Annotated in this window: 22 protein-coding genes; 9 read left to right on the forward strand and 13 right to left on the reverse strand. The window is 71.2% G+C overall.

All coding sequences use genetic code 11. From position 1 onward, the window contains the following. Positions 1–735 precede the first annotated feature (735 nt). Both ACLF3G_RS15960 and ACLF3G_RS15965 read right to left on the reverse strand, forming a co-directional pair. Complete coding sequence (locus tag ACLF3G_RS15960; RefSeq protein WP_430670384.1) at positions 736–1,032, reverse strand: hypothetical protein; 297 nt, start codon at positions 1,030–1,032, stop codon at positions 736–738. A 91-nt stretch (positions 1,033–1,123) separates the two neighbouring features. Next, on the reverse strand, positions 1,124–1,969 hold the full coding sequence (locus ACLF3G_RS15965; protein ID WP_430670385.1) for a YgfZ/GcvT domain-containing protein: 846 nt from the start codon (positions 1,967–1,969) through the stop codon (positions 1,124–1,126). Between the two features lie 84 nt (positions 1,970–2,053). On the opposite strand from ACLF3G_RS15965, the gene ACLF3G_RS15970 reads away from it, so the two are divergent. The 5 genes from ACLF3G_RS15970 (at position 2,054) to ACLF3G_RS15990 (ending at position 8,811) form a co-directional block, all read left to right on the forward strand. Further along, positions 2,054–2,968 carry a glycosyltransferase family 9 protein gene (locus ACLF3G_RS15970; RefSeq protein WP_430670386.1) on the forward strand — a complete coding sequence of 305 codons (915 nt, stop codon included), beginning with the start codon at positions 2,054–2,056 and terminating at the stop codon, positions 2,966–2,968. A 14-nt stretch (positions 2,969–2,982) separates the two neighbouring features. Next, entirely contained in the window at positions 2,983–4,017 is a 1,035-nt protein-coding gene (locus ACLF3G_RS15975) for a glycosyltransferase (protein ID WP_430670632.1), read from the forward strand. Continuing rightward, positions 4,017–5,780 (forward strand): asparagine synthase (glutamine-hydrolyzing), encoded by a 1,764-nt coding sequence (asnB, locus tag ACLF3G_RS15980; RefSeq protein WP_430670387.1) that lies wholly within the window; start codon positions 4,017–4,019, stop codon positions 5,778–5,780. The genes ACLF3G_RS15975 and asnB overlap by 1 nt, the downstream gene beginning before the upstream one ends. 60 nt (positions 5,781–5,840) lie before the next feature. Further along, entirely contained in the window at positions 5,841–7,163 is a 1,323-nt protein-coding gene (locus ACLF3G_RS15985; RefSeq protein WP_430670388.1) for a dihydroorotase, read from the forward strand. Between the two features lie 73 nt (positions 7,164–7,236). Then, positions 7,237–8,811: a hypothetical protein gene (locus ACLF3G_RS15990; protein ID WP_430670389.1), complete on the forward strand. Its 1,575-nt coding sequence runs from the start codon at positions 7,237–7,239 to the stop codon at positions 8,809–8,811. Positions 8,812–8,943: 132 nt separating this feature from the next. Here ACLF3G_RS15990 and ACLF3G_RS15995 read toward each other — a convergent pair whose 3' ends face one another. After that, positions 8,944–9,246, reverse strand: coding sequence for a hypothetical protein (locus ACLF3G_RS15995; RefSeq protein ID WP_430670390.1), 303 nt, complete (start codon positions 9,244–9,246; stop codon positions 8,944–8,946). 164 nt (positions 9,247–9,410) lie between these two features. Between ACLF3G_RS15995 and ACLF3G_RS16000 the strand changes: the two genes are divergently transcribed. The 3 genes from ACLF3G_RS16000 (at position 9,411) to der (ending at position 12,796) form a co-directional block, all read left to right on the forward strand. Next, positions 9,411–10,061: a tetratricopeptide repeat protein gene (locus tag ACLF3G_RS16000; RefSeq protein WP_430670391.1), complete on the forward strand. Its 651-nt coding sequence runs from the start codon at positions 9,411–9,413 to the stop codon at positions 10,059–10,061. After that, positions 10,058–11,389: a PQQ-binding-like beta-propeller repeat protein gene (locus ACLF3G_RS16005; RefSeq protein WP_430670392.1), complete on the forward strand. Its 1,332-nt coding sequence runs from the start codon at positions 10,058–10,060 to the stop codon at positions 11,387–11,389. The genes ACLF3G_RS16000 and ACLF3G_RS16005 overlap by 4 nt, the downstream gene beginning before the upstream one ends. Before the next feature lie 72 nt (positions 11,390–11,461). Next, a complete protein-coding gene (gene der / locus ACLF3G_RS16010; RefSeq protein ID WP_430670393.1) occupies positions 11,462–12,796 on the forward strand; it encodes a ribosome biogenesis GTPase Der in 1,335 nt (444 codons plus the stop codon). A 17-nt stretch (positions 12,797–12,813) separates the two neighbouring features. On the opposite strand, the gene ACLF3G_RS16015 is transcribed toward der, so the two are convergent. The 5 genes from ACLF3G_RS16015 to radA are packed head-to-tail and all read right to left on the reverse strand — an operon-like array spanning position 12,814 to position 17,808. Then, positions 12,814–13,554, reverse strand: a complete 741-nt coding sequence (locus ACLF3G_RS16015) for a hypothetical protein (protein WP_430670394.1) — start codon at positions 13,552–13,554, stop codon at positions 12,814–12,816. 16 nt (positions 13,555–13,570) lie between these two features. Then, entirely contained in the window at positions 13,571–14,299 is a 729-nt protein-coding gene (locus ACLF3G_RS16020) for an SDR family NAD(P)-dependent oxidoreductase (protein WP_430670395.1), read from the reverse strand. 2 nt (positions 14,300–14,301) lie between these two features. After that, positions 14,302–15,765 carry an amidophosphoribosyltransferase gene (gene purF, locus ACLF3G_RS16025; protein WP_430670396.1) on the reverse strand — a complete coding sequence of 488 codons (1,464 nt, stop codon included), beginning with the start codon at positions 15,763–15,765 and terminating at the stop codon, positions 14,302–14,304. A gap of 9 nt (positions 15,766–15,774) precedes the next feature. Continuing rightward, on the reverse strand, positions 15,775–16,335 hold the full coding sequence (locus ACLF3G_RS16030) for a CvpA family protein (RefSeq protein WP_430670397.1): 561 nt from the start codon (positions 16,333–16,335) through the stop codon (positions 15,775–15,777). 33 nt (positions 16,336–16,368) lie between these two features. Then, a complete protein-coding gene (radA, locus tag ACLF3G_RS16035; protein WP_430670398.1) occupies positions 16,369–17,808 on the reverse strand; it encodes a DNA repair protein RadA in 1,440 nt (479 codons plus the stop codon). A 141-nt stretch (positions 17,809–17,949) separates the two neighbouring features. Here radA and ACLF3G_RS16040 point away from each other — a divergent pair, with 141 nt between their 5' ends. After that, the gene (locus ACLF3G_RS16040; protein WP_430670399.1) at positions 17,950–19,140 is read left to right on the forward strand and encodes an MFS transporter; all 1,191 of its coding nucleotides are present in this window, start codon (positions 17,950–17,952) and stop codon (positions 19,138–19,140) included. Between the two features lie 19 nt (positions 19,141–19,159). On the opposite strand, the gene ACLF3G_RS16045 is transcribed toward ACLF3G_RS16040, so the two are convergent. Genes ACLF3G_RS16045 through ACLF3G_RS16065 form a run of 5 tightly spaced genes read right to left on the reverse strand, consistent with a single transcriptional unit; the run spans position 19,160 to position 23,710 of the window. Beyond that, entirely contained in the window at positions 19,160–19,498 is a 339-nt protein-coding gene (locus tag ACLF3G_RS16045; RefSeq protein ID WP_430670400.1) for a four-helix bundle copper-binding protein, read from the reverse strand. 53 nt (positions 19,499–19,551) lie between these two features. Next, entirely contained in the window at positions 19,552–20,325 is a 774-nt protein-coding gene (locus tag ACLF3G_RS16050; RefSeq protein ID WP_430670401.1) for an ABC transporter ATP-binding protein, read from the reverse strand. Then, a complete protein-coding gene (locus ACLF3G_RS16055) occupies positions 20,322–21,107 on the reverse strand; it encodes an MlaE family ABC transporter permease (RefSeq protein ID WP_430670402.1) in 786 nt (261 codons plus the stop codon). The genes ACLF3G_RS16050 and ACLF3G_RS16055 overlap by 4 nt, the downstream gene beginning before the upstream one ends. A gap of 4 nt (positions 21,108–21,111) precedes the next feature. Next, entirely contained in the window at positions 21,112–22,194 is a 1,083-nt protein-coding gene (gene alr / locus ACLF3G_RS16060) for an alanine racemase (protein WP_430670403.1), read from the reverse strand. Continuing rightward, positions 22,184–23,710, reverse strand: coding sequence for a replicative DNA helicase (locus tag ACLF3G_RS16065; RefSeq protein WP_430670404.1), 1,527 nt, complete (start codon positions 23,708–23,710; stop codon positions 22,184–22,186). The genes alr and ACLF3G_RS16065 overlap by 11 nt, the downstream gene beginning before the upstream one ends. Positions 23,711–23,755 lie beyond the last annotated feature (45 nt).

A 23,755-nucleotide genomic window follows, 5' to 3' on the forward strand; every position in this document is an offset into this window, starting at 1 on the left:
GCATGACATAGCCGAAGCTCTGCCCTGCGATGCCTTTCGATCAGGCTCCGCTCACCACTCTCGATGCTTACAGCACTTCAGGCCAAGCAAACCCAATGCTTCCTTACGGAAACCAGGCTTGATCGTCTGAAAGCGCCTATCTGCTTCCAAAAGACAGATGCAATTGTCAAAGACCGAAGCTCTCCGAACCCACATTGCTGTGGATCCGGAACACTGATGCCCAAGGACACAGTGCTTGATCACATGGCCGGATGAACCGGCCCGCTCGCCTTCCCAGTTCATCATCCAGCCACCCGAGGGCGCTGGTTCAAAACCCTGAAGACCCTCCCCGAAGGGACCACCTTGCGGCGGAGCGGGTAGATAACACTCAGAGGCTCCGGCTGCAAGACCCTATCGCCAAATTCGAGAAGCTAACCTGCCTTCGACATGGCATTCAGAGCGTTTGGCAACCGCCGGTCAAAATCCGCAAGTCTGGATTTCAACCATCCTTAGACAAACCCGGATGGTACCTCGCGGTCACCATCGCACCGCCGGCAATCTGGGTCTTCAACCCTCGTTGGGACTGCGCCAGCCCAAGTAAAATGCCAACGGCATCTTGCCAAGACCTTGCGCCCGAACACCAGGCCGACGACCCGCCTCGCGGCGGGCCGGCTACCTAGCCTAGCTTCAAGCCTGCTTCAAGAGGCTTCTTCTCGGCCAGCGGAGCTTGTCCGGCACATTTGCCTGGCGCCCCCCTCAGCGCAGTCCGAACCGGCTCGCCCAGGATGGCTTCGTCGGCGCCGCGGCCTCGCGCTGTACGGCCTGGAACCGCTTCGCCACATCCTCCGGCATCGCCACCGGACCGAAATAGCGTTCACCGGACATGTCGGATGGCGCGCAGATCACCACGCCGTCCTGCCATTCGCGCCGATCGACCGGCTCCGGCCAGTCATCGCCACGCCAGAGCAGCGGGCGCAGCCCGGCCGCATCCTCCACCCAGTGCCAGCCACTGGCCTCGGCCCGGACCGGCACGCCGTCCCAGAGGTTGTTCATGCGAGCTGCTCCAGGGTCCCGCGGACCATATGGCCCCTCATGCATGAAGGCGGTCGCGCGGGCAACAATATTGAAATCGGGTGAAACGGGCTCAGGACACCGCGACGCTTGCACCAGGCAGTCGCATCCACTCCGGCACCCGCGGCGTCAGCCGGGCTCCGCCAGCAGACAGGACAACGCCGGCGGCCACCGCGTCGATCCGCAGAAGGGCCAGCCCGAAGCCGTCCCGGGCGGATCGCAGCTCCCCCACCTCGACGCCATCCCGCAGCACCGGCGTGCCGGATGGAGGAAGTCCGCCCTCCACGGAGACCGGGAAGATGCGGCGCTTCAGCAGGCCGCGGTACTTCGTGCGGGCTGTCAGCTCCTGGCCCATGTAGCAGCCCTTGGTCCAGGACACGCCGCCGAGTTCGTCGAACCCGCCCTCCAGCAGCACGGATTTCTCCGGCTCCAGGTCGCGCGAGCCATCCGGCAGGCCGAGTCGCAGCCGGTGCAGGTCCCAATCGGCCTCGGAAGCATCCACCACGGGCGGCACCGCCGCCAGGATACGCCAGCCGGCCTCCGGCAGGCGCGGGTCCGGGGCCGCCAGGGTGCCAGCAGGCAAACCGCCCGGCGCCTCGCTGCCGCCCCAGGCCGCCATCACGGAAAACTCGGCCGAGGCGTCGCGCAGCGCCACCCTGGCACGCAGCCGGAAGCGCGACAGGCGCTGCACCAGCATCGCGGCTTGCGCGGCCTCCACATCCAGCAGCAGGCGCTCGCCTTCCGCCATGACGAAGAAGTCGGCCAGCCACTTGCCTTGCGGCGTCAGCAGCGCCGCCCAGACGGCGACGCCGGGCGCCACCTTGGACACGTCGTTGGAGACGAGACCCTGGAGGAAGCTGACCCGGTCTTCCCCGGTCACCTCCACCACGCCCCGTCCGGTGAGGAGGGCAATCGGCATCCTCCGGACATGGGACACGGCGGCGCCTGTTGCAACAGACCTGTCTGGGGCGTTTCCGGTGGGTGTGCTATGCGCCGCGCCTGCATGCGCATCCTTTTCGTCACCGCCACCCGGATCGGCGATGCGGTCCTGTCCACCGGGCTGCTGGACCACCTTCTCCGCACCCATCCGGGCGCGCGGATCACTGTTGCCTGCGGCCCGGCGGCGGCCGGAATCTTCGCGCGGATGCCGGGGCTGGAACGGCTGATCGTCGTCACCAAGCAGCCCTTGTCGCGCCACTGGCTCGGCCTGTGGGCCAAGGTGGCCTTCACCCGCTGGGACCTGGTGGTGGACCTCCGCGCCTCCGCGCTGGCCTGGATGGTGCCGGCGCGGCGGCGGCTGACGGGCAAGGGCGGCAGGCGGCCCGGGCACCGGCTTTCGCATCTTGGCGCGCTGATGGGGCTATCGCCGCCGCCGCTGCCGGTCACCTGGACCGCGCCACAGGACGAGGCACGCGCCGCGGCGCTGCTGCCGGGCGGCCCATGGCTGGTGGTCGGCCCCACCGCCAACTGGGCCGGCAAGGTCTGGCCGGCGGACCGCTTCGTGCAGGTGACGCGCGCCCTGGTCGCGCCGGACGGCGCGCTGGCCGGCGCCCGGATCGCGGTACTCGGCGGGCCGGGGGCGGAGGAGCGCGCCATGGCCGCCCCGGTGCTGGCCGCCTTTCCCGAAGCGGTGGATCTGGTCGGCAGCCTGGCGCTGCCGGAGGTCGCGGCGGTGCTGCGCCGGGCGGCGCTGTTCCTCGGCAATGATTCCGGCCTGATGCACCTGGCCGCCGCCGCCGGCGCCCCCACCATCGGCCTGTTCGGCCGCAGCAGCGCCGCCGAATACGGCCCCTCCGGCCCACGCGCCGTGGCGGTGGAAGCGGATGGCCCCCCGATGGATGCGCCGATGACCGACCTGCCCGCCTCCCGCGTGCTGGCGGCAGCCGAACGCCTGCTCGCGAACCGAGTGCCGGCGTGAGGGTCGCGCATGTCATGGCCGGCGCCGCGCAGGGCGGTGCCGAGGCCTTCTTCGAACGCCTGGTCCTGGCCCAGCATCGCGCCGGCCTGTCCGTGCTGGCGGTGATCCGGCGGGAGGCTGGGCGCGCCGCGCGGCTTGCGGCGGGCGGCGTCGTCCCGGTGCAGCTCGGCTTCGGCGGACCGCTCGACCTGCTGACGGCGCCGCGCCTCAGGGCCGCGCTGCGCGGCTTCCGGCCGCAGGTCACCGTGGCCTGGATGAACCGTGCAGCGCGGTTTTCGCGGGCCGCCACCGGGCGGGGCGCCGAGTGGGCGCTCGCAGGGCGGCTTGGTGGCGCCTACCCGCTGCGCCATTATGCCGGGTGCGACCTGCTGGCGGCGAATACGCGCGGCCTCTGCGACTGGATCGCGGCCCAGGGTTTTCCGCGCGAGCGCGTGCGACACGTGCCGAATTTCGCGGCCGACCTGCTCGGCGCGGCGCCGGCGACGCTGCCTTTCCCGCCCGGCGCGGTGCCGCTGCTGGCGATGGGCCGGCTGCACACCAACAAGGATTTTGGCACCCTGCTCCGCGCCATGGCGCTGCTGCCAACCCAGGTGCATCTGGCCCTGGCCGGGGAAGGCCCGGAACGGGCGACGCTCGAAAGCTTGGCGCACGAACTGGGGCTCGGCGCCCGCGTCGCCTTCCTCGGCTGGCGGCAGGATGTCGGCGCGCTGCTGGCGGCGTCCCGCCTGCTGGTGGTGCCGTCCCGCATCGAGCCCCTCGGCAATGTGGTGCTGGAGGGGTTTTCCGCCGCCCGCCCTGTCGTTGCCACCGCCGCCGATGGACCGCGCGAGGTGATCGAGCCCGGACGCACCGGCCTGCTGGTGCCGATCGGCGATGCCCCCGCCCTCGCCACTGCCATCACCGGGCTCCTGGCCGATCCGGCGCGGGAGGCTGCGCTCGCCGCCGCAGGCCGCGCCGCCTTCGAGGCGCACCATGCGGAGCCGGCGGCGCTGGCGGCCTGGGCCGGATTCCTGGACGAAGCCGCCGCCCGCAAGCGGGGTGCGGCCTGATGTGCGGCATCGCCGGCCTCGCTTTGCGCCACGGCCTGACGCCGGATGCGGCCATTCTGCGGGCGATGCTGGGCGCGCTGGCGCATCGCGGGCCGGATGGGGAAGGTGTGCACATCGCCGACAATGTCGGCCTCGCGCATAACCGCCTGGCGATCATCGACTTGGCCACCGGCGACCAGCCGCTGTTCTCCGGCCCCGCCACCCTCGTCGCCAATGGCGAGGTCTACAACTACATCGAGCTGCGCGAGGCGCATGCGCTGGTCTGCACCACCGGATCCGACTGCGAGCCGCCCCTGCACCTGTACCGGCGCGATGGCGCGGCGGCGACGGCGGAGGCGATGCGCGGCATGTACGCCATGGCGCTGCACGACCGCGCGACGCGCCGCGTGGTGCTGACGCGCGACCCCTTCGGCATCAAGCCGATGTACATCGCGGAGGTTTCGGGCGGCATCGCCTTCGCCTCCGAACCGCAGGCGCTGCTCGTGGCCGGGCTGGTGCAGCCGCGCATCCGGGCGGAGGCGCGGGACGAGCTGCTGCAGATGCAGTTCACCACCGGCGCCGAGACGATCTTCGCCGGCATCACCCGCATTCTGCCGGGCGAGACGGTGGTGATCGCCGATGGCGCCATCGTCGAGCGCCACCGCCGCGCCGCGCTGCCCGAGGGGGGCCCGCTGCCGGTGACGGAGGAGGATGCGCTGGCGCGCTTCGACGCCGCCTTCGAGGACAGCGTCCTCCTGCACCAGCGCAGCGACGTGCCCTATGGCCTGTTCCTGTCGGGCGGCATCGATTCCGGCGCGGTGCTGGCGATGATGGCGCGCCTGAACCAGCAGCCCGTCCGCGCCTTCACCGCCAGCTTCGACGTGCCGGGCGCCGCGGATGAGCGCGCGGCGGCGGCCGCGGCGGCCAAGACACATGGCGCGACCCATACGCTGGTGACGGTGACGGAAGCCGAGGTGTGGCGCGAGCTGCCGCGGATCGTCGCCTGCATGGACGACCCGGCGGCGGACTACGCCATCATCCCGACCTGGTTCCTGGCCCGCCGCGCCCGCGAACAGGTGAAGGTGGTGCTGTCCGGCGAGGGTGGCGACGAGTTGTTCGGCGGCTACGGCCGCTACCGCAGCGCCATGCGGCCCTGGTGGCTGTGGGGCCGTCGCCCGCGCGCCACCGGCGCCTTTGACCATGTGAAGGGCATCCTGCGCGACCCGCCCCGCACCTGGCGGGACGGCATCGCCGCCGCGGAGGCCGCCACCGCCCTGCCCGGCCGGTCGCGGCTGCAATCGGCGCAGGCGGCGGATATCGCCGATTGGCTGCCGAACGACCTGCTGGCGAAGCTGGACCGCTGCCTGATGGCGCATGCGCTCGAAGGCCGCACGCCGTTCCTGGACCCGGCGGTCGCGGCCGTCGCCTTCCGCCTGCCGGATTCCCTCAAGGTGCGCGGCCGCACCGGCAAGTGGCTTCTGCGGGCGTGGATGGCCCGGCACGCGCCGGCCGCGAAGCCCTTCGCGCCGAAGCAGGGCTTCACGGTGCCGGTCGCGGCCTGGATCGGCGGCGTTGGCGAACGGCTCGGCCCGCTGGTCGCGGCGCAGCCCGGCGTGGCGGAGGTGGCGCGGCCGGACCGTGTTGCCGCGCTGTTCCGCGCCGCCGCCGGCGACAAGCACCGCGGCTTCGCCGCCTGGCACCTGCTGTTCTACGCCCTCTGGCACCGCGCGCATGTCGAACGCCGGGATACCAGCGGCGATGTCTGGCAGGTGCTGGGCGGGTAGGCGTTTCGGGCCGGGCGACATGGTCTATAGAACCTCGACCCGTCACGAAGGATTCCGCCCATGTCCCAAGCCTTTGACCTGATCCTGCGCGGCGGCACGCTGGTGCTGCCCTGGGGTGTCGAGGTTTCGGACGTCGGCGTGCGGTCCGGCCGAATCGCCGCCATCGGCGATCTGCGCACCGCGACGGCGGCGGAGACGATCGACTGCGCCGGCCTGCACGTACTGCCCGGCCTGATCGACAGCCACGTCCACCTGCGCGAGCCCGGCGATCCCACAGTGGAGACCATCGAGACGGGGACCAGGGCCGCGGTGCTCGGCGGCCTGACGGCGGTGTTCGACATGCCGAACACAAACCCCTCCATCACCACGCGCGAAAAGCTGGACTGGAAGCGGGATTTCGTCGGCGGCCGCGCCTGGTGCGATATCGGCTTCTATGTCGGCGCCGCGAAGTCCAACATCGCCGAGTTGGCATCGCTGGAGGCGGAGCCGAACGTCTGCGGCGTGAAGGTCTTCGCCGGCAGCTCGACCGGTGATCTGCTGGTCGAGGACGATGCGAGTCTGGAAGCCGTGATGCGCAGCGGCCGCCGCCGCATCAGCTATCACTCGGAAGACGAGTACCGCCTGCAATCGCGCAAGCCGGCCTACACCACCGGCATGCCGCACCGGATGCACGCGGAATGGCGCGACGTGGAATGCGCCTTCCTCGGCACGCGGCGGCTGATGGCGCTGGCCCGCAAGACCGGGCGGCCGGCGCATATCCTGCACGTCAGCACGGCGGAGGAACTCGGCTACCTGCGCGACTACCGCGACGTCGCCACGGTGGAGGTGCTGCTGAACCACCTGACGCAGACCGACGAGGCCTATGACCGGCTCGGCGGCTATGCCGTGATGAACCCGCCGATCCGCGACGCGCGCCACATGGAAGCCGCCTGGGCGGCGGTGGCCGACGGCACGGTGGACAGCATCGGCTCCGACCACGCCCCGCACAGCCGCGCCTCCAAGGAGAAGCCCTGGCCGGACTGCGGCGCCGGGCTGACCGGCGTGCAGACGCTGGTGCCGCTGATGCTGGACCATGTCTCGGCCGGGCGGCTTTCGCTGTCGCGGCTGGCGGACCTGATGTCGGCCGGCCCGGCGCGGGTCTTCGGCGTGGTCGGCAAGGGTCGGCTGGCAGCCGGCTACGATGCCGATTTCACCGTGGTCGACATGAAGAAGGCGCGCACCATCGAGGAAAGCTGGATCGCCTCCCCCTGCGGCTGGACGCCCTTCGCCGGGCATCGCTGCCAGGGCTGGCCGGTGATGACCATCCTGCGCGGCAAGCCGGCGATGCGGGAGGATGCGGTGCTCGGCACGCCGGCCGGCGCCCCGGTGCGCTTCGCGCCCTGAGCGCCCGACATATCGGCGGTTGAGGCGGCAGGGTGCGGCTGGTAGAGCCGCAGGCTGGCATGGGGAGGCGGCGATGGCGGTACAGGACCCGGTCGGCATGGAGTGGGCTGCCAGGCTGATGGCCTCGCTCAGCCGGGACGCCGAACTGACAGCGCAGCGCCCGGAAGCACCGGCCGCTGCGGAGGACCCGGGCGGGGACGGGGCCGGTACGCTGCCCGGCAGTGCGACGCCCGACCTCGCCGGGCTGCTCTTGCTCGATCCGGTTTCGCCCGAACAGGCGCCCGCGCCTCCTGCCGCCGAGCCTGTGGGCCTGCTGTCGACCCTGAGCCCCGCCGCCGTTGCACCGGCGCGCCCCGCGGCGCTGGAAAGCCCGCTGCTCGAATTCCTTGATGGCGCGAAGCTCGCCTCGGTCCCGGCACCGCCGGAGGATCGGGGCGTTGACCTGGTCGAGGCCTCGCCGCTTCTGGCCTCGATGCGGGCGCGGGAGGCCGGGAAGCCGGTGGCCGAGGTCGGCGCGGCGCCCGGCGCCCCTGTGCCGGAGCAGCCCGTTCCGGCAGAAGCTGCCCCCGAAGCCATGATGGCTGCCGCGATGACGTCCATGCCGGAGGTGGAGGCAGCGACGGAGGCAGCGCCGGAGGCGGCACCGGAGGCGGAGGCAGCGACGGAGGCGGAGGCAGCGCCGGAAGCCACGATGCCCGCGCCCGAAGTCGCGGCAGTCTCCGCGCCTGAAACCCTGGCAGATACCGCACCTGAAGCCATGGCAGATGCCGCGCCGGAGGCTGCGGTCCCAGCACCCTCCGCGCCGGCCGAGCCAGATCCCGCCGCGTCGGAGCCCTCACCCGCCATCCCCGCAAGCGCCGCACCGGCCCGCGCCGACCAGGCTTCGCAACCGGAGCCCGTTGTACCCCGCGAACCCGAACCGCTTTCGCAATCGGCTCCCGCGACGACACCTGCCGCCGGGCCGGCGGGCCAGCAGCCGGAACCGACGACAGATCCGTTCGCCCACGCCTCCCTGGTCGCCGCCCAGGCCGCCCTTGCCCACCCGGCGGGCGCTGCTGGCGCTGCACTGGCGGCGGGCGACGGCCCGAGTTGGGTCGCGCTGCAACATAGCCTCGGATCCGCACGGTCCGTCTGGTCGGCGATGTTCCTGGGTGCTGCGGCCAGCACGGCGTTGCCGCTGCGCGGCGCCCAGGCCGCGCAGGCCCGGGGCCTGAAGCCCGTCCTGTTGGTGACGGAACAGAATCCGGAGCGGATGGCCAGGCTGCGTTCCGCCTTGGAGACCGCCGGGATGGATGGCGGCGATACCACGCTCGTGGCAACGCCGGTCGAGGCGGACCCGGCGAGACTTGGACCTCGCAGCGCGCTGGCGGCGGACCTGCTGGATGCGGCCGCAACCTGGGACCTGCTGCGGATCGGCCTGCTCGGCACCGCGGGCGTCCTGCTCAGCCTCGACATCAAGCTGCTGGCCCGGAAGGTCCGCTGGCTGATGCTGCTGCCGAACAGCCGTGCGGAGGAGGCGGAGGTGCTGTGCCACCTGCTGCGGGCGCGCTGGCGCTTGGTCGCCGAGCGGCCGGCCCTGCTCAACCCCGCCGCGCCCGCGGTCGCTTCCCGGCCCGGCGGGCAGTTGTGGCGCGGCCCGCTGGATTGAAGTCTGTCAGGCGCTGACAGAAGCGCCAGACAGCCTCGAGCGTATTGTCTGCGTGTGGTTCACGGCTTTCGGCAATTCCGCCTCAGACGAACACGCACTATGCGCATGCGCCAATCCCGAGGCTGGCTCGGCTCAGGGCGTCGGCGGGTCGGCGACCTGCCGACCGGCGCCCAGCGGTGGCACGGTCCAGCAATCCACGGCCCCGAGTGAGCGCGTGCAGAAGCTCGGCTCCGGCGGCGGCCCGGGGCGTGGGGCGCACCAGCCATGGCCGCGCTCCAGCCGCACCGCGGAACAGTCCCGCCCCGTCGCCAGGCTCGCCACATGGTCCACCGGGGTCCGCCCGGTCAGCACCAGGGAGGCGCCGCCCGCCACCAGCGCGGGACCAGCCGCCGCGCCGATGGCCGCCTCGCAACCGCAAAGCAGCAGCGGAATCAACCAGAAGGCTTTTCGGACCGGTGGTGGGAGAAGCGGTTGCGGGCGGCGCATGCCGCGAAGCTAGACCCACGGGCTTAACGTGACCTGTATGGGCGGCTATGGTCCGGCCCCGGCTTCCGGCCGGCGGATCACCCGCCTTGCGGCCGCAGATCAAAGGATGGCCCGTGCCCGACATCTTCGACGAGATCGAAGAAGACCTTCGCGCCGATCGCGCCCGCCGCATGGCGCGGCGCTGGGGCGGGCTTGGCCTCGGCGTTGTGCTGCTGGTGCTGGCCGCGGCCGGAGGCTTCCAGGGCTGGCGTTGGATGCAGGCGCGCGACGCCGCCGCCGCCGCCAATGGCTACCTGGCGCTGCACCGATCGACGGAACAGCAGGGCGCCGACTTGGCCGCGGCCGCGGAGGGCTTCGCCCGCCTGGCCGCGGAGGCCCCGGATGGGTACCGCACGCTCGCCCGCCTGCGCGCCGCGGCGCTGAAGGCGGAAACCGGCGACACCGCCGCGGCGCTCGCGATCTATGACCAGCTTGCAGGTGATGCTGCGGCGGAGCCGCTGTACCGCGACCTCGCCAACCTGCTGTACGTCGCGCATGCGCTGGAGACCGGGGATGCGGCGCAGCTTGCCGCCCGCATCGCGCCGCTGACCCAGCCCGGCAATGCCTGGCAGGCCCCGGCCCGCGAAGTGGCGGCGCTGGTGGCGATCAAGCGCGGCGACACGGCGGAGGCGCGGCAGCAATTGCAGGCGCTGGCCGCCGACACCGCGGCAACACCCGGGCTGCGCGAACGCGCGCAGCGTCTGGCGGCAGGGCTCGGCTCATGATGATGAAGACGCTTTCGCGCCGCGGCGCCCTGCTGGGTGCCGCTGGCCTGCTGTCCGGCTGTGGCGCCCTCGATGGCCTGTTCGGCTCCACCAAGACCCCGCTGCCCGGCGAGCGCCGCAGCGTGCTCACCGCCGATCCGCCGCTCGCGGCCGATACCGGCCTCGAAGGTCGCGCCGTGCAGTTGCCGGCGCCGGTCGCCCTGGCGGACTGGCCGCAGGCCGGCGGGCCGCCGAGCCACGCGCCCGGCCACGTGCTGTTCTCCGCCGAGCCCCGCCAGGCCTGGCGCGCCTCCGCCGGCAGCGGCTCCGGCTACCGCCAGCAGCTCACGGCGGGCCCGGTGATCGCCGGGGAGACCGTCTACGCCGTCGATTCGACCGGGGAGGTCGCGGCCTTCGCGCTTGCCGATGGCGGCCGCCGCTGGCGCGTCGAGACGACGCCGGCGGATGAAAGTGCCGGCCGCGTCGGCGGCGGCGCCGCCTTCGCCGATGGCGTGCTGTATGTGGCAACCGGCATGGCGGAAGTGCTGGCGCTGTCGCCGGAGGATGGTGCGGTGCGCTGGCGCGTCCGTACCGCCTCCCCCAGCCGCGGCGCGCCCACCGTCGCCGGCGGCCGCATCTTCGTCGTCACGCTGGAGAACCACCTGGTGGCGCTGTCGATCGAGGATGGCCGCACCTTGTGGTCCCACCGCGCCGGCGCCCTTTCCACCATCCCGCTCGGCCTGCCCGCGCCGGCGGTGGAGGGCGAGACGGTGGTGGCGGGCTTCGGCACCGGCGAGTTGACGGCGCTGCGGGTCACCGATGGCCGCGTGCTGTGGTCGGAGGGCCTCGGCCTGATCGGCGCGACCAGCCTGGCCGACATCGTCGGCATCACCGGGCTGCCGGTGATCGACCGCGGCCGTGTCTTCGCTTCGGGCCTCGCCAACACCACCATCGCGGTGGACCTGCGCAGCGGCCGTCGCCTGTGGGAACGCAGCTTCGGCAGCGGCAACGGCGTCGCCTCGGCCGGGGATTGGGTGTTCGCCCTGACCCGGGCCGGGGAAGCTGTAGCGCTGGGGCGGGAGGATGGCCGCATCCGCTGGGTGTCCGAGCTGGACCCCGCGCCGGAGGGCCGGCGACGCGGCGAGGCGGCGCGCTTCGGCCAGCCGATCCTGGCCGGTGGCTTCGTCCTGGTGCCCTCCAGCCGCGCGGAACTGCTGATGCTAAACCCGGCGACCGGCGCCATCGCCGGCCGCACCGGGTTGTCCTCCGGCGTCACCCTGCCGGGGGCGCTGGCGCAGGGCACGCTGGCGCTGCTCGGCGAGGATGGGACGCTGATGGCGCTGCGTTGACGCGCGCCGTGCTATGAGGGCCAGCCGCGCCCGGCCGGTTGTATGGGGCGCGGATTGGAACTCGAGAAAATCATGCAGACCGTTGCCATCATGGGCCGGCCCAACGTGGGCAAGTCCTCCGTCTTCAACCGCCTCGCCGGCCGCAAGATCGCGCTGGTGGACGACACCCCCGGCGTCACCCGCGACCGCAAGCAGGTGGAGGCCGAGATCGGCGGCGTGCCCGTCACGCTGATCGACACGGCAGGGCTGGAGGAAGCGGCGCCCGATACGCTGGCCGGCCGCATGACCGCGAGCAGCGAGGGCGCGCTGCGCCAGGCAGACCTGGTGCTGTTCGTCGTTGATGTCCGCACCGGCCTGACCGCCGCCGACCGAGCCTTCGCGCAGTGGCTGCGCAAGGCGCCGGTGCCGGTGCTGCTGGTCGCCAACAAGGCGGAAGGCCGGCTTGGCATGCAGGCGGCGATGGAGGCCTATGAACTCGGCCTCGGCGATCCCATCGCGGTAAGCGCGGAGCACGGCGACGGCTTCGGCAACCTGCACGACGAGGTGCGCGACCGACTGCATGCCGAGCCTCGGCGCGGGCGCGAGGACCGGGAAAGGCCGCTGCGCCTGGCAATCCTCGGCCGCCCGAACGCCGGAAAGTCCACGCTGCTGAACGCCCTGGTCGGCGAGGAACGCATGATCACCGGGCCGGAGCCTGGCCTGACGCGCGACTCCATTGCGGTGGAGTTCCGCGACGCCGAGGGCCTGATCCGGCTGGTCGATACCGCTGGCCTGCGCAAGAAGGCGCGCATCGAAAAGCTGCTGGAGAAGATGTCCACCGAGGCCAGCATCGCCGCGCTGAAGGAGGCCGAGGTGGTGATCCTCGTCGTCGATGCGCTGCAGGGCATGGACGAGCAGGACCTGCGCATCGGCCGGCTGGCGGAACGCGAGGGCCGCGCGCTGGTCATCGCCTTCAACAAGTGGGATGCGGTGGAGGACCGCAACGCGACGCGGAAGAAGCTTGAGGACACGCTCACCAGCAGCTTCGCGCAGATGAAGGGCATCGCCGTGGTGCCGATCTCGGCCGCGAACGGGCGCGGCCTGGACAAGCTGATGCCGACGGTGCGGGAGGTCTATGCGCTGTGGAACCGCCGCGTGCCGACCGGTGAGCTGAACCGGTGGTTCGAGGCGATGAAGGACCGCCACCAGCCGCCGCTGGTGGAAGGCAAGCGCATCAAGCTGCGCTACGCCACCATGCCGAAGGCCCGCCCGCCGACCATCACCGTGTTCGGCACCCGGGCAGAGATGCTGCCGGAGGACTACCGACGCTACCTGGTGAACAGTTTCCGGGAAAAGTTCGACATGCCGGGCGTGCCGATCCGGCTGCATCTGCGAGGGACGGACAATCCCTACGGGGAGGAGGAGTAGTCCGGCAGCGCGGCCGCTCAGCCCCCGGCGTAGCTGCGGTAGATGCGCGCCGCCGTACCATCGGCCTCCAGCCGCGCCATGGCCGCGCGCAGCGCCGCAATGGGCAGGTCGCGCGGGTCGGGATGGGTCGCGAGCCAGGCGGCGGCGGTCTGTAAGGCGGGCCCGGTACGGACGCCGCCGGGGCGACCGATCGCCTCGAACTGCGCGATGATCTCGGGCTCCGTCGCGTACCACCCGTCGATCCGCTCTTCCGCCAGGGCCAGCGCCAGATCGCGGCCGGTTTCCAGCACCACCAGGTTGCCGAAGCCGTTCTGCCGCAGGAAGACCTCCTGCAACCCGTTCCGCACCACCCCGATCCGCGGCAGCGCGCGCGCGGCCACCAGATCCGCCACCGGCCGCCCCGCCAGCGTGCCCATCGCCTGCGGCACGTCGACGACCTTCGCCACCCAGCCGAACTGCGCCTCCCGCGTCGCGGTGCGGCCGATCGGGCAGAGCAGGGTGCCGGGGATCTGGCGGGTGCGGTCCACCGATTCGCCGAAGCTCAGGAAGGTGAAGACCGGTGTGCGGCCAATGGCGGCGACGGCCGCGGCCAGGATATCGAGAGTGATGCCGCGCCGGTCGGGGCCCGGGAAGGACAGCGGCCGGATGTCGGAGGTGAGGACCTCCAGCGGCGCCGCGGCGCGTGCCCGGCCCGGCAGCGCGCTGGCGGCGGCGAAGCTGGCGACGCCGGCCAGGCTCCGGCGGGTGAGGCGTGCCATGCCGGCTGTCCCTGGTTCAGTGCGCTGCGACGGGGGCGAACAGGACCCTCTCGCCATGCCGGGTCTCGCCCGGCAGGCATAGGGCCGCGAGTGCTGGCGCAACCTCCGCCGGCTGGGTCAGGCCGGATGGCTCCTCGCCCGGCATCGCCTGCGCGCGCAGCCTGGTGGCCACCACGTCAGGGTCGAACAGGTTCACCCGCAGCGGGGTCTTGGCGACTTCCTCCGCCCAGGTCAGCACCAGGTGTTCCATCCCGGCCTTGGTCGCGCCGTACATCCCCCAATAGGATTTCGGCCGCAGCACCCGCCCGGTGGTGACGAAGACGGCGCGGCCGGCGTCGGAGGCGCGCAGCGGCGGGTCGCAGGACCGGATCAGGCGCCAGGCGGCGGTCAGGTTCACGCCGACGGTCTGCGCCCAGTCCTTCGGCTCGATATGCGCCACCGGCGTCAGCTTGTTCAGCACGCCGGCATTGTGCACCAGGACATCCAGCCGCCCGAACCGCTCCAGGATGGAAGGCCCGACCAGGTCGAGCTGCTTCTCGGCGTCCCGGTGCAGATCCAGCGGCAGCAGCGTGGCGCCGCGGCCGGAGGCGGCGCGGATTGCGTCATCCGTCTCCTCCAACCCACCCTGGGTGCGGGCGACGAGGACGAGCTGCGCCCCCAGCCGCGCGAGTTCCACAGCCAGCGCCGCGCCGATGCCGCGGGAGGCGCCGGTGACCAGCGCCACGCGATCCTGCAGGGGAAGCATGGTCAGCGATTCGCCACTTGCAGCAGCGGCAGCGGCCGCTCGGAATTGTCGCCGAGGTCGGTCAGCGGGATGGCGTAGTCCCCGGTGAAGCAGGCGTCGCAATAGGCCGGCGCCGCCGCATCCCGCCCGCTGCGGCCCAACGCGCGGTACAGGCCATCGAGCGAGATGAAGCCGAGGCTGTCGGCGCCGATGATCCGCGCCATCTCCGCCACGTCGTGATTGGCGGCGAGCAGCTTGGACCGTTCCGGCGTGTCGATGCCGTAGAAGCAGGAATGCGTGGTGGGTGGGGAGGAGATGCGCATATGCACCTCGGTCGCCCCGGCCTGGCGCACCATCTCCACGATTTTCCGACTTGTCGTGCCGCGGACGATGGAATCGTCCACCAGCACCACGCGCTTGCCCTCGAGCATGGAGCGGTTGGCGCTGTGCTTCAGCTTCACGCCAAGGTTGCGGATCTGGTCGGTCGGCTCGATGAAGGTGCGGCCGACATAGTGGTTGCGAATGATGCCGAGCTCGAACGGGATGCCGGCTTCCGCCGCATAGCCCATTGCCGCCGGCACGCCGCTGTCCGGCACCGGCACGATGACATCCGCCGGCACGCCGGATTCGCGCGCGAGTTCCGCGCCGATGCGCTTGCGCGTGTCGTAGACCGGCGTGCCCTCCACGATGGAATCGGGCCGGGCGAAGTAGATGTATTCGAAGATGCAGAAGCGCGACTTCTCCCGCCCGAAGGGGCGGATGGATCGCACGCCGGCATCGTCGATCATGACGATCTCGCCGGGCTCCACGTCGCGCACGAAATCGGCGCCGACGATGTCGAGCCCGCAGGTCTCGGAGGCCAGCACATGCCCGCCGGCCGGCAGCTTGCCGAGGACCAGCGGACGGACACCAAGCGGGTCCCGCGCCCCGATCAGCGCGCCGTTGTGCAGCGCGACCAGGCTGTAGGCGCCCTGCACCTGCTTCAAGGCGTCGATCAGCCGGTCCATCACGGTGGAATACAGGCTGATGGCGATGAGGTGGATGAACACCTCGGAATCCGTGGTCGACTGGAACAGGCAGCCCCGCCGCACCAGGGTGCGCTTCAGGACATGCGCGTTGGTGAGGTTGCCGTTGTGCGCCACGGCGAAGCCGCCGAATTCGAAATCCGCATAGAGCGGCTGCACGTTGCGCAGCGCCGTCTCGCCGGTGGTGGCGTAGCGGTTGTGGCCGAGGGCGGCGTGGCCGGGCAGGCCCGCTATCACCGCCGCATTGCTGAAATTGTCGCCGACGAGGCCGCGGCCCTTGTGCGCGTGGAACTGCCCCTGGCCCGCAAGCGAGACGATGCCGGCCGCTTCCTGGCCCCGGTGCTGCAAGGCATGCAGCCCCAGCGCGGTCAGCGCCGCGGCGTCGGCGCTTCCCCAGACTCCAACAACGCCGCATTCCTCATGCGGATGGTCGTCGTCACCTATATCCCATTGCTGGCTCATAAACGTCCTTCAGAGCCGGCTCCGCGCGGGAGGGCGCAGCAGCTGGTCCATGCTGGGGTCCTGGCGGCCCGTGCCTTCCGGCAGGCGCGGGCGGAATTCTTCGGGCAGATGCGCCACCACCCAGGCTGCCCCATCGGCGGCCAGCGGCAGGGACCGCGCCTGGCGAACCGGGTCCGGCCAGCTTTCGACGGCAGGCAGCACCAGTCCACCGACGATATAGGCGATCACGACCACGAAAGCACCCCGCGCCAAGCCGAAGACCAGCCCCAGCACGCGATCCACGCCACCCAGGGCCGATCGCTGCACATGGCCGGCGAGCCAGGCGATCAGCAACTTGAGGATGACCAGCACCACCAGAAACACGACGCCGACCGCGACGCCAGTCGCGAGCCAGGGCGGGTCCACATACTGCGCGACCATCGGCGTGACGGCAGGCTCCGCCAGAATGCCGAGCACGATCGCGCCCGCCCAGGCGCCGACGCCCAGAACCTCGCGCACCAGGCCGCGGAAATAGGCGAGTCCCGCCGAGAGCAGGAGCACCGCGAGGACGACGCCATCAACCCAGGTCATTGGGGATGCGTATAGCGGGCGGGGGGGCGGGTGTCATGCCTGCCCGGCTGCGGCCTCCTCCCCTTGTTTCCCGCCCCCCGGCCGCCGCTTCGTGGTCTGCGCCGCGAAGATCGCGACCAGGTCGGCCAGATGCCCGGTCTCGGTCAGCTTCAGCCCGGGAATGGGCGCTGGCGCCGTGCTGCCGCGCGCCACGCGGCGGGGCAGCGTGGCAGCGGTGAAGCCGAGCTTCTGGGCTTCCCGCAGCCGCACCTCGGCCTGGCTCACCTGCCGCACCTCGCCGGAAAGGCCGACCTCGCCGAAATACACAGCGCCGGGATCGGTCGGCCGGTCCGTCGCCGCCGAGACCAGCGCCGCGGCCACGGCGAGATCCGCCGCCGGTTCGGCGATGCGCAGTCCTCCGGCGACGTTGAGGTAGACGTCATTCATGCCGACGCCGAGGCCACAGCGGGTCTCAAGCACCGCCAACAGCATCGCCAGCCGCCCGGAATCCCAGCCCACCACCTGCCGGCGCGGGCTGCCGCCCGAACTCGGCGAGAGCAGGCATTGCACCTCGACCAGCACCGGGCGCGTGCCCTCGATGCCGGCAAAGACCGCGCTGCCGGAGACATTGCCGCGGCGCTCCGCCAGGAACAGGGCGGAGGGGTTCGCCACCTCCATCAGCCCGCGCTCCGTCATCTCGAACACGCCAATCTCATCGGTGGCGCCGTAGCGGTTTTTCACAGCTCGCAGGATGCGGAACTGGTGGCCGCGGTCGCCTTCGAAATACAGCGTTGCATCCACCATGTGCTCCAGCACGCGCGGACCGGCCAAGGTGCCTTCCTTCGTCACATGCCCGACCAGCACGATGGCGAAGCCGCGTGCCTTCGCCAGCCGGATCAGCTCCGCCGCGCAGGCGCGCACCTGGCCCACCGTGCCCGGCGCGCTGTCCAACGCATCGAGCCAGACGGTCTGGATCGAATCGATGATGACCAGGGCGATATCCGGTTCACCCTCCAGGCTGGCCACGATGTCGCGCAGGCTTGTGGCGGCGGCCAAGCCCATCGGGCTGTCCGTCAGGCCGAGCCGGGCGGCGCGCAGCCGCACCTGTTCCACCGCCTCCTCGCCCGAGATGTACAGGCTGCGGCGCCCGGCGCTGGCGATGCGGGCCGCGGCCTGCAACAGGATGGTGGATTTGCCGATGCCGGGATCGCCGCCGACCAGTACGGCGGAGGCCGGCACCATGCCGCCGCCGAGCACCCGGTCCAGCTCCGCGATCCCGGTCAGGATTCGGGCCGGCGGCGCGGTGCGGCCCTTGAGGCCGACGAATTCCACGCGTCGTCCGCCAGCGGCCTTGCCAGCCGGCCCGGGGCCGCGCTGTTCGGTGACTTCCTCGGCCAGCGTGTTCCACTCGCCACAGGCATCGCAGCGCCCCTGCCACTTGGTGTGGGGGGCGCCGCAGGCCTGGCAGACATAGCGGGTGACGGGCTTGGCCAAGCAGGGCGTCCTTCAGCACGAAACAGGAACACGTCACACATACCACGCATCGCAACAGGTGAAACACCTTTCGCCGCCGCGCGACACCACCACGCAATCCCATGGCGCCAGGATTCCGGCCGAACAGAAGGGCGCTGTGCCATGCCGAGGCGGTTGCACCACGGCTGGGTCATCGTCGCCGCCGTCGCGACGATCCTTGCCATCGCGATGGGCCAGTTGGTTAACGGCCTGTCGGTCTTCTTCGTGCCCCTGGAAGCGGAGTTCCACTGGCCCCGCGGCGGGATCGCGTTGATCAACGCGGCGGGCCTCCTCGGGCTCGCGATCGGCGGCATCGTCATGGGACGGATCGCGGACGGCACCCCGATCCGCACGGTCTGCCTCGTGGGCGTGGTCATGGTCGGCGCCTGCGTCACGCTGGCATCGGGTGCGGACCGCCTGTGGCAGTTCTACCTGTTGTTCTTCCTTGCGGGGTGCTTCGGCGCGGCGCTGTTCGCGCCGCTGATCGCCCTGGTCGGAAGCTGGTTTCCGGCGGGCGCGGGGCTTGCGATCGGGCTCGCCTCGGCCGGGCAGGCGCTCGGCCAGGGCGGGGTGCCCTTCGCCACCGCCTACCTGATCGAGGCGGTCGGCTGGCGTGGCGCCTTCCTGGCGCTGGGCCTCGCGTCGCTCGCCCTGATGGTCCCGCTCGCCGCACTGGTGCGGGAGCCGCCGCGCGCGGCCGGCGGGGCGGCGATGCGGGTGGAAGGCACGCCGCCGATCCCACCGCGGCTGGCGGTGGTCTGGCTCAGCGCGTCCGTCCTGCTGTGCTGCGCCTGCATGGCGGTGCCGCTGATGCACCTGGTGCCGCTGCTGCAGGGGCTGTGCATTTCCGGCACCGATGCCTCCGGCGTGCTGCTGTCCATGCTGCTGGCGGCGATCCTGGGCCGGGTCGCCTTCGGCAAGCTGGCCGACATTATCGGGCCGATCCCGGCCTACATGGCAGCCTCCGCCTGGCAAACCGTGGCGGTGTTCGCCTTCACCCAGATCCAGGACCTGGGCCACTTCTTCGTCTTCGCGCCGATCTACGGCTTTGGCTATGCGGGGGTGATGACCGGCGTGCTGGTCACCGCGCGCGCGCTGACCCCGGCGCCGCGACGCGCCACGCTGATGGGCGTGATCCTGGCCTTCGCCTGGCTCGGCCACGGCATCGGCGGCTTCCAGGGCGGCTACTTCTTCGACCTGACCGGCGCCTATACGGTGAGCTTCGCCAATGCGGCGCTGGCCGGGGTGGTCAACCTGCTGCTGATGGGCACGCTGTTCCTGGCAATCCGGCAGCGGCGGGTGGTGGCGGCCTGAAGCGGTCCGCCACTGCAGATCAATGCGCGCGCGGCCGCGCCATCTTGCCGCATTCCTCGGCGCAGCGACGGCACATCTCCGCGCAGGCGCGCATCGCGGCATCGGCATCCGGATGCCCGGCGCAGTTCTTCTCGCATTCGCGGCAGATCTCCGCGCATTCGGCACACAGATGCGGATGGTGCGCGGAGCCACGGATCATGAAGTCGGCGCTGACGGCGCAGATCTGCGCGCAATCCATCATGATGCGGATGTGGCCCGGTTCGGCATGATGGCCGCCGAGGCCGAGGCAATGCGCCACGGTCGCAAGGCAGCTCCGGTGGCAGTCGAGGCAGGCGGCGATGCAGGAATCGAGATTCATGGTGAGATCCTCCCACCCCTCTCCACGCCCTGCGGAGGCGCGGGTTCCCTTGCCTACTTCCGCAGCTCCATCTGGATCGGCCCCTCGCGCTCGCCGCGCGCGAACTGGTCCACCATGGCGTTGCCGGTCTCACCCAGCGTCGCCGCCTGGCCGCGCCAAATGATCTGGCCCTTGTGGATCATCGCCGCGTCGTCGCCGATGCGGCGCGCGCTGGCCATGTCGTGGGTGATGGAGACGGCGGTGGCGCCAAGGCGCTTCACCACGTCGACGATCAGGCCATCGATCACCGCGCCCATGATCGGATCGAGGCCGGTGGTCGGCTCGTCGAAGAAAATGATGTCCGGCTCCGCCGCGATGGCGCGCGCCAGGCCGACGCGCTTCTGCATGCCGCCCGAAAGCTCGGCTGGGGACAGGTCGCCGACGCTGGCGGCCAGGCCGACCTGCGCCAGGACCTGCGCCGCCTTGTCGCGGGCGGCGCGGCGCGTGATGCGGCCCTGCGCCAGCAGCTTGAAGCAGACATTCTCCCAGACCGGCAGGCTGTCGAACAGCGCGCCGTTCTGGAACAGCATGCCGATCCGGTCATTTACGGCCTCCCGCTCCCGCCTGGAGAGGCTGGCGACGTTCCGGCCGTCGATCTCAATGGTGCCCGAGTCCGGCGTGATCAGGCCGAGGATGCATTTCAGGGTAACCGACTTGCCCGACCCCGAGCCGCCCAGGATCACCATGGAATGCCCGGCCCGGATATCCAGGTCGACGCCGTCCAGCACCTGCTTCGCACCGAAGGCCTTGCGCAGGCCGGTCAGGCGGATCTTCGGGACGGTGCTCATCGGCTGAACAGGATCGCGGTCAGGATGTAGTCCACCGCCAGGATCAGGATCGAGGAGGCGACGACGGCGGAGGTGGTGGCCCGGCCCACGCCCTGCGCGCCGCCTCCCGAGGTATAGCCGGACCAGCAGCCCATGAGCGTGATGATGAAGCCGAACACCGCCGCCTTGATCAGGCCGGACACCACATCCGCCACCTGCAGGAAGTCGAAGGTGGCCTTGAGGTAGGCGCCCGAGCCGAAGCCGAGCTGCTGCGTGCCGATCAGCCAGCCGCCCATCACGCCCAGGCTGTCCGCCACGATCACCAGCAGCGGCAGCGCCAGCGTGCCGGCCAGCAGCCGCGGCGCCACCAGGTACTTCATCGGGTTGGTGGACAGCGTGGACAGCGCGTCGATCTGGTCGGTCACGCGCATGGTGCCGATCTCGGCGGCGAAGGCGGCGCCGATGCGGCCGGCGACCATCAGCCCGGCCAGCACCGGGCCGAGTTCACGGGTGATCGACAGCACCACCACATTGGCGACGGCACCTTCCGCGTTGAAACGGGAGAAGCCCGTATAGGATTGCAGCGCCAGCACCATGCCGGTGAACACCGCCGTCAGCGCCACCACCGGCAGGCTGAACCAGGCGATCTCGATGAAGGCCTTGAGGAACAGGCGGCCGTAGAAGGGCGGGCGGAACAGGTGGCTCACCGCCTCCGCCGCGAACAGCGCGATGGCGCCGGTGCCGCGCAGCAGCCCGATGACGGCCCGCCCGAGGGCCGCGACAAAGTCCAGGATACGATCCAAGGCCTCAGGTGCCGCCCAAGGAGGATGTCACATGGGCGCGGTGGTAGCGCTGGCCGAGGCTTGTCAGCACCTCGTAGCCGATGGTGCCGCAGCGGGCGGCGATGTCATCCGGCGTGTTCGCGTCACCACCGACCAGCATCAGCCGGTCGCCGGGGCGCAGTTCGGGAAAATCCGTCACGTCGAACGTCGTCAAATCCATCGAGACCCGGCCTATGAGCGGCACGGCACGCCCCTGGAACAGCGCCAGGGACCGGCCGGACAGGCTGCGAAGGTAGCCATCGGCATAGCCCGCCGCAACGGTCGCCACCCGTGACGTGACCGGGGCGGTGTAGCTGGCGCCGTACCCCACCGTGTCGCCGGCCTGGATTTCCCGGATCTGCAGCACCGGCACCTCCAGCGTCACCACCTGGCGCATCGGGTTCGGGGCGCCGGGGGTCGGGTTGATGCCGTACAGGGCGCAGCCGGGCCGGGCGAGGTCGGACCGGAAATCCGGGCCCAGGAACAGACCGGAGGAATTGGCGAAGCTGGTCGGCACGCCTGGGGCGACCATTCGCGCGGCAGCCGCGAAGCGGGCGGCCTGGAGCGTGTTCAGCGGGTGGTCCGGCTCATCGGCGCAGGCCAGATGGGTCATGACGAAGCGCAGCGCGAGCCCGGCCAGCAACACCGGGTCCGCCGCCAGCGCCGCCTGTTCCGCGGCATCCAGTCCGAGCCGGGACATGCCGGTGTCCAGGTGCAGCAGCGCCGGCCCGCGCCCGGCCCAGGCGGCAGCGTCGCCCAGGCTGTTCAGCACCGGCAGCAGGGATGCGTCCTCGTCCGCCCCCGGCGGAAAGCCATTCAGCACGATGATGTCCGGCCCGGCGCCCAGCGCCTGGCGCAGCGCCATCCCCTCACTCAGGTGGGCCACGAAGAAGTGCCGGCAGCCGGCATCGCGCAGCGCCCGCGCCACCGGCCCGGCGCCAAGCCCATAGGCATCCGCCTTCACCACCCCGGCGACCGCCGCGCCGTGCCGCGCGCCAAGGTCGCGCCAGTTGGCGACGATGGCACCGAGATCGACGGTGAGGACGCCCTGCCCCGGGTTAATCCCCATAGCCGCCGTCATGCTGAGTATCGAGGTCCCCGAAGCGGGTGAACTCAGCCTCGAAGAACAGGCGGATGGTGCCGGTCGGGCCGTGGCGCTGCTTGGAGACGATGAGCTCCGCCTTGTTGTGGGCGTCCTCCATGTCCTTCTGCCACTTCTCCACGGCTTCCGAGAATTTCTGGGGATTGTCGAAGGTGAGTTCCTTCGGCTGGCGCTGCTGCAGGTAGTATTCGTCGCGGTAGATGAACATCACCACGTCCGCGTCCTGCTCGATCGACCCCGATTCGCGCAGGTCGGACAGCTGCGGCCGCTTGTCCTCGCGCTGTTCCACCGCGCGCGAGAGCTGCGACAGCGCGATGACCGGGACGGACAGCTCCTTGGCGATGGCCTTCAGCCCCTGGGTGATCTGGCTGATTTCCTGCACCCGGTTTTCCGGCTTGCTGCCCGCCGCGGGGCGCATGAGCTGGAGGTAGTCCACGATGATCAGGTTCAGCCCCTTGGTCCGCTGCAACCGCCGGCAGCGGGTCCGCAGCGCGGAGATGGTGATGGCCGGCGTGTCGTCGATGAACAGCGGCAGCGCCTGCAATTCGCGGCTGACCTCCAGGAACTTGTCGAAGTCGCGCTGGCTGATCTCGCCGCGGCGGATGCGGTCGCCGGAGATGCGGCTTTCCTCGGACAGCAGGCGGGTGGCGAGCTGGTCGCAGGACATTTCGAGCGAGAAGATCGCGACGCCGCCACGCGGGATGGCGTTGGGGTCCTTCTCCCGCGCCGCGCGCAGGGTCGCCCGCGCCGCACCGAAGGCCACCTTCACCGCCAGCGCCGTCTTACCCATGCCGGGCCGGCCGGCCATGATCAGAAGGTCGGAGGGATGCAGGCCGCCGAGCTTGGCATCCAGGTCGCGCAGCCCGGTCGACAGGCCGGCGACGCCGCCGGGGTTCGAGAACGCCTTCTCCGCATGCTGCACGGCGGTGGCCAGCGCACGTTCGAAGGAGACGAAGCCGCCGCCCGATTCGCCGGCCTTCGACAGGTCGAACAGCGCCTGCTCGGCGCTTTCCATCTGCAGCTTGCCGTCGAGTTCGGGCTCCGCCCCGAAGGCGCGGTTCACCATGACCTCGCCAAGGTCCACCAACTGCCGGCGCAGCCAGGCATCGTGGATGACGCGGCCATACTCGCCGGCATTGATGACGCCGACCATCGCCGTCAGCAGCTGGCCGAGATAGGGCGAGCCGCCGACCTCATCCAGCAGCCCGGAATGCTCGAACTCGGCGCGCAGCGTCACCGCATCGGCGAGCTGCCCGGCCTCGATCCGCCGCTGGATCGCGGAGAAGATGCGGCCGTGGATGGCGTCCGCGAAATGCTCCGCGGCAAGAAATTCCGAAACCCGTTCATAGGCTTTGTTGTTGGCCAGCAAAGCACCGAGCAGCGCCTGCTCAGCTTCAAGGTTGGCGGGCGGCAGGCGCTGGGACAGGCCGAGAAGGCCGTCGCCGGCACCGAAGGACGCGGTCGCGGGACCGAAAGTGTTCATGCTCCCATCCTAGCCCGCCTTCGCCCGTCGCGCGCCCCTCCGTGC

The organism is Falsiroseomonas sp. HC035, from assembly GCF_050563525.1.
Classification (GTDB): Bacteria; Pseudomonadota; Alphaproteobacteria; order Acetobacterales; family Acetobacteraceae; genus Falsiroseomonas.

What these genes read in the sequence shown, in the direction of transcription:
- ACLF3G_RS15960 (WP_430670384.1), bottom strand. Translation starts at nt 1,032, where the DNA reads ATGAACAACCTCTGGGACGGCGTGCCGGTCCGGGCCGAGGCCAGTGGC.
- ACLF3G_RS15965 (WP_430670385.1), bottom strand. Translation starts at nt 1,969, where the DNA reads ATGCCGATTGCCCTCCTCACCGGACGGGGCGTGGTGGAGGTGACCGGG.
- ACLF3G_RS15970 (WP_430670386.1), top strand. Translation starts at nt 2,054, where the DNA reads ATGCGCATCCTTTTCGTCACCGCCACCCGGATCGGCGATGCGGTCCTG.
- ACLF3G_RS15975 (WP_430670632.1), top strand. Translation starts at nt 2,983, where the DNA reads ATGGCCGGCGCCGCGCAGGGCGGTGCCGAGGCCTTCTTCGAACGCCTG.
- asnB (WP_430670387.1), top strand. Translation starts at nt 4,017, where the DNA reads ATGTGCGGCATCGCCGGCCTCGCTTTGCGCCACGGCCTGACGCCGGAT.
- ACLF3G_RS15985 (WP_430670388.1), top strand. Translation starts at nt 5,841, where the DNA reads ATGTCCCAAGCCTTTGACCTGATCCTGCGCGGCGGCACGCTGGTGCTG.
- ACLF3G_RS15990 (WP_430670389.1), top strand. Translation starts at nt 7,237, where the DNA reads ATGGCGGTACAGGACCCGGTCGGCATGGAGTGGGCTGCCAGGCTGATG.
- ACLF3G_RS16005 (WP_430670392.1), top strand. Translation starts at nt 10,058, where the DNA reads ATGATGATGAAGACGCTTTCGCGCCGCGGCGCCCTGCTGGGTGCCGCT.
- der (WP_430670393.1), top strand. Translation starts at nt 11,462, where the DNA reads ATGCAGACCGTTGCCATCATGGGCCGGCCCAACGTGGGCAAGTCCTCC.
- ACLF3G_RS16015 (WP_430670394.1), bottom strand. Translation starts at nt 13,554, where the DNA reads ATGGCACGCCTCACCCGCCGGAGCCTGGCCGGCGTCGCCAGCTTCGCC.
- ACLF3G_RS16020 (WP_430670395.1), bottom strand. Translation starts at nt 14,299, where the DNA reads ATGCTTCCCCTGCAGGATCGCGTGGCGCTGGTCACCGGCGCCTCCCGC.
- purF (WP_430670396.1), bottom strand. Translation starts at nt 15,765, where the DNA reads ATGAGCCAGCAATGGGATATAGGTGACGACGACCATCCGCATGAGGAA.
- ACLF3G_RS16030 (WP_430670397.1), bottom strand. Translation starts at nt 16,335, where the DNA reads ATGACCTGGGTTGATGGCGTCGTCCTCGCGGTGCTCCTGCTCTCGGCG.
- ACLF3G_RS16040 (WP_430670399.1), top strand. Translation starts at nt 17,950, where the DNA reads ATGCCGAGGCGGTTGCACCACGGCTGGGTCATCGTCGCCGCCGTCGCG.
- ACLF3G_RS16045 (WP_430670400.1), bottom strand. Translation starts at nt 19,498, where the DNA reads ATGAATCTCGATTCCTGCATCGCCGCCTGCCTCGACTGCCACCGGAGC.
- ACLF3G_RS16050 (WP_430670401.1), bottom strand. Translation starts at nt 20,325, where the DNA reads ATGAGCACCGTCCCGAAGATCCGCCTGACCGGCCTGCGCAAGGCCTTC.
- alr (WP_430670403.1), bottom strand. Translation starts at nt 22,194, where the DNA reads ATGGGGATTAACCCGGGGCAGGGCGTCCTCACCGTCGATCTCGGTGCC.
- ACLF3G_RS16065 (WP_430670404.1), bottom strand. Translation starts at nt 23,710, where the DNA reads ATGAACACTTTCGGTCCCGCGACCGCGTCCTTCGGTGCCGGCGACGGC.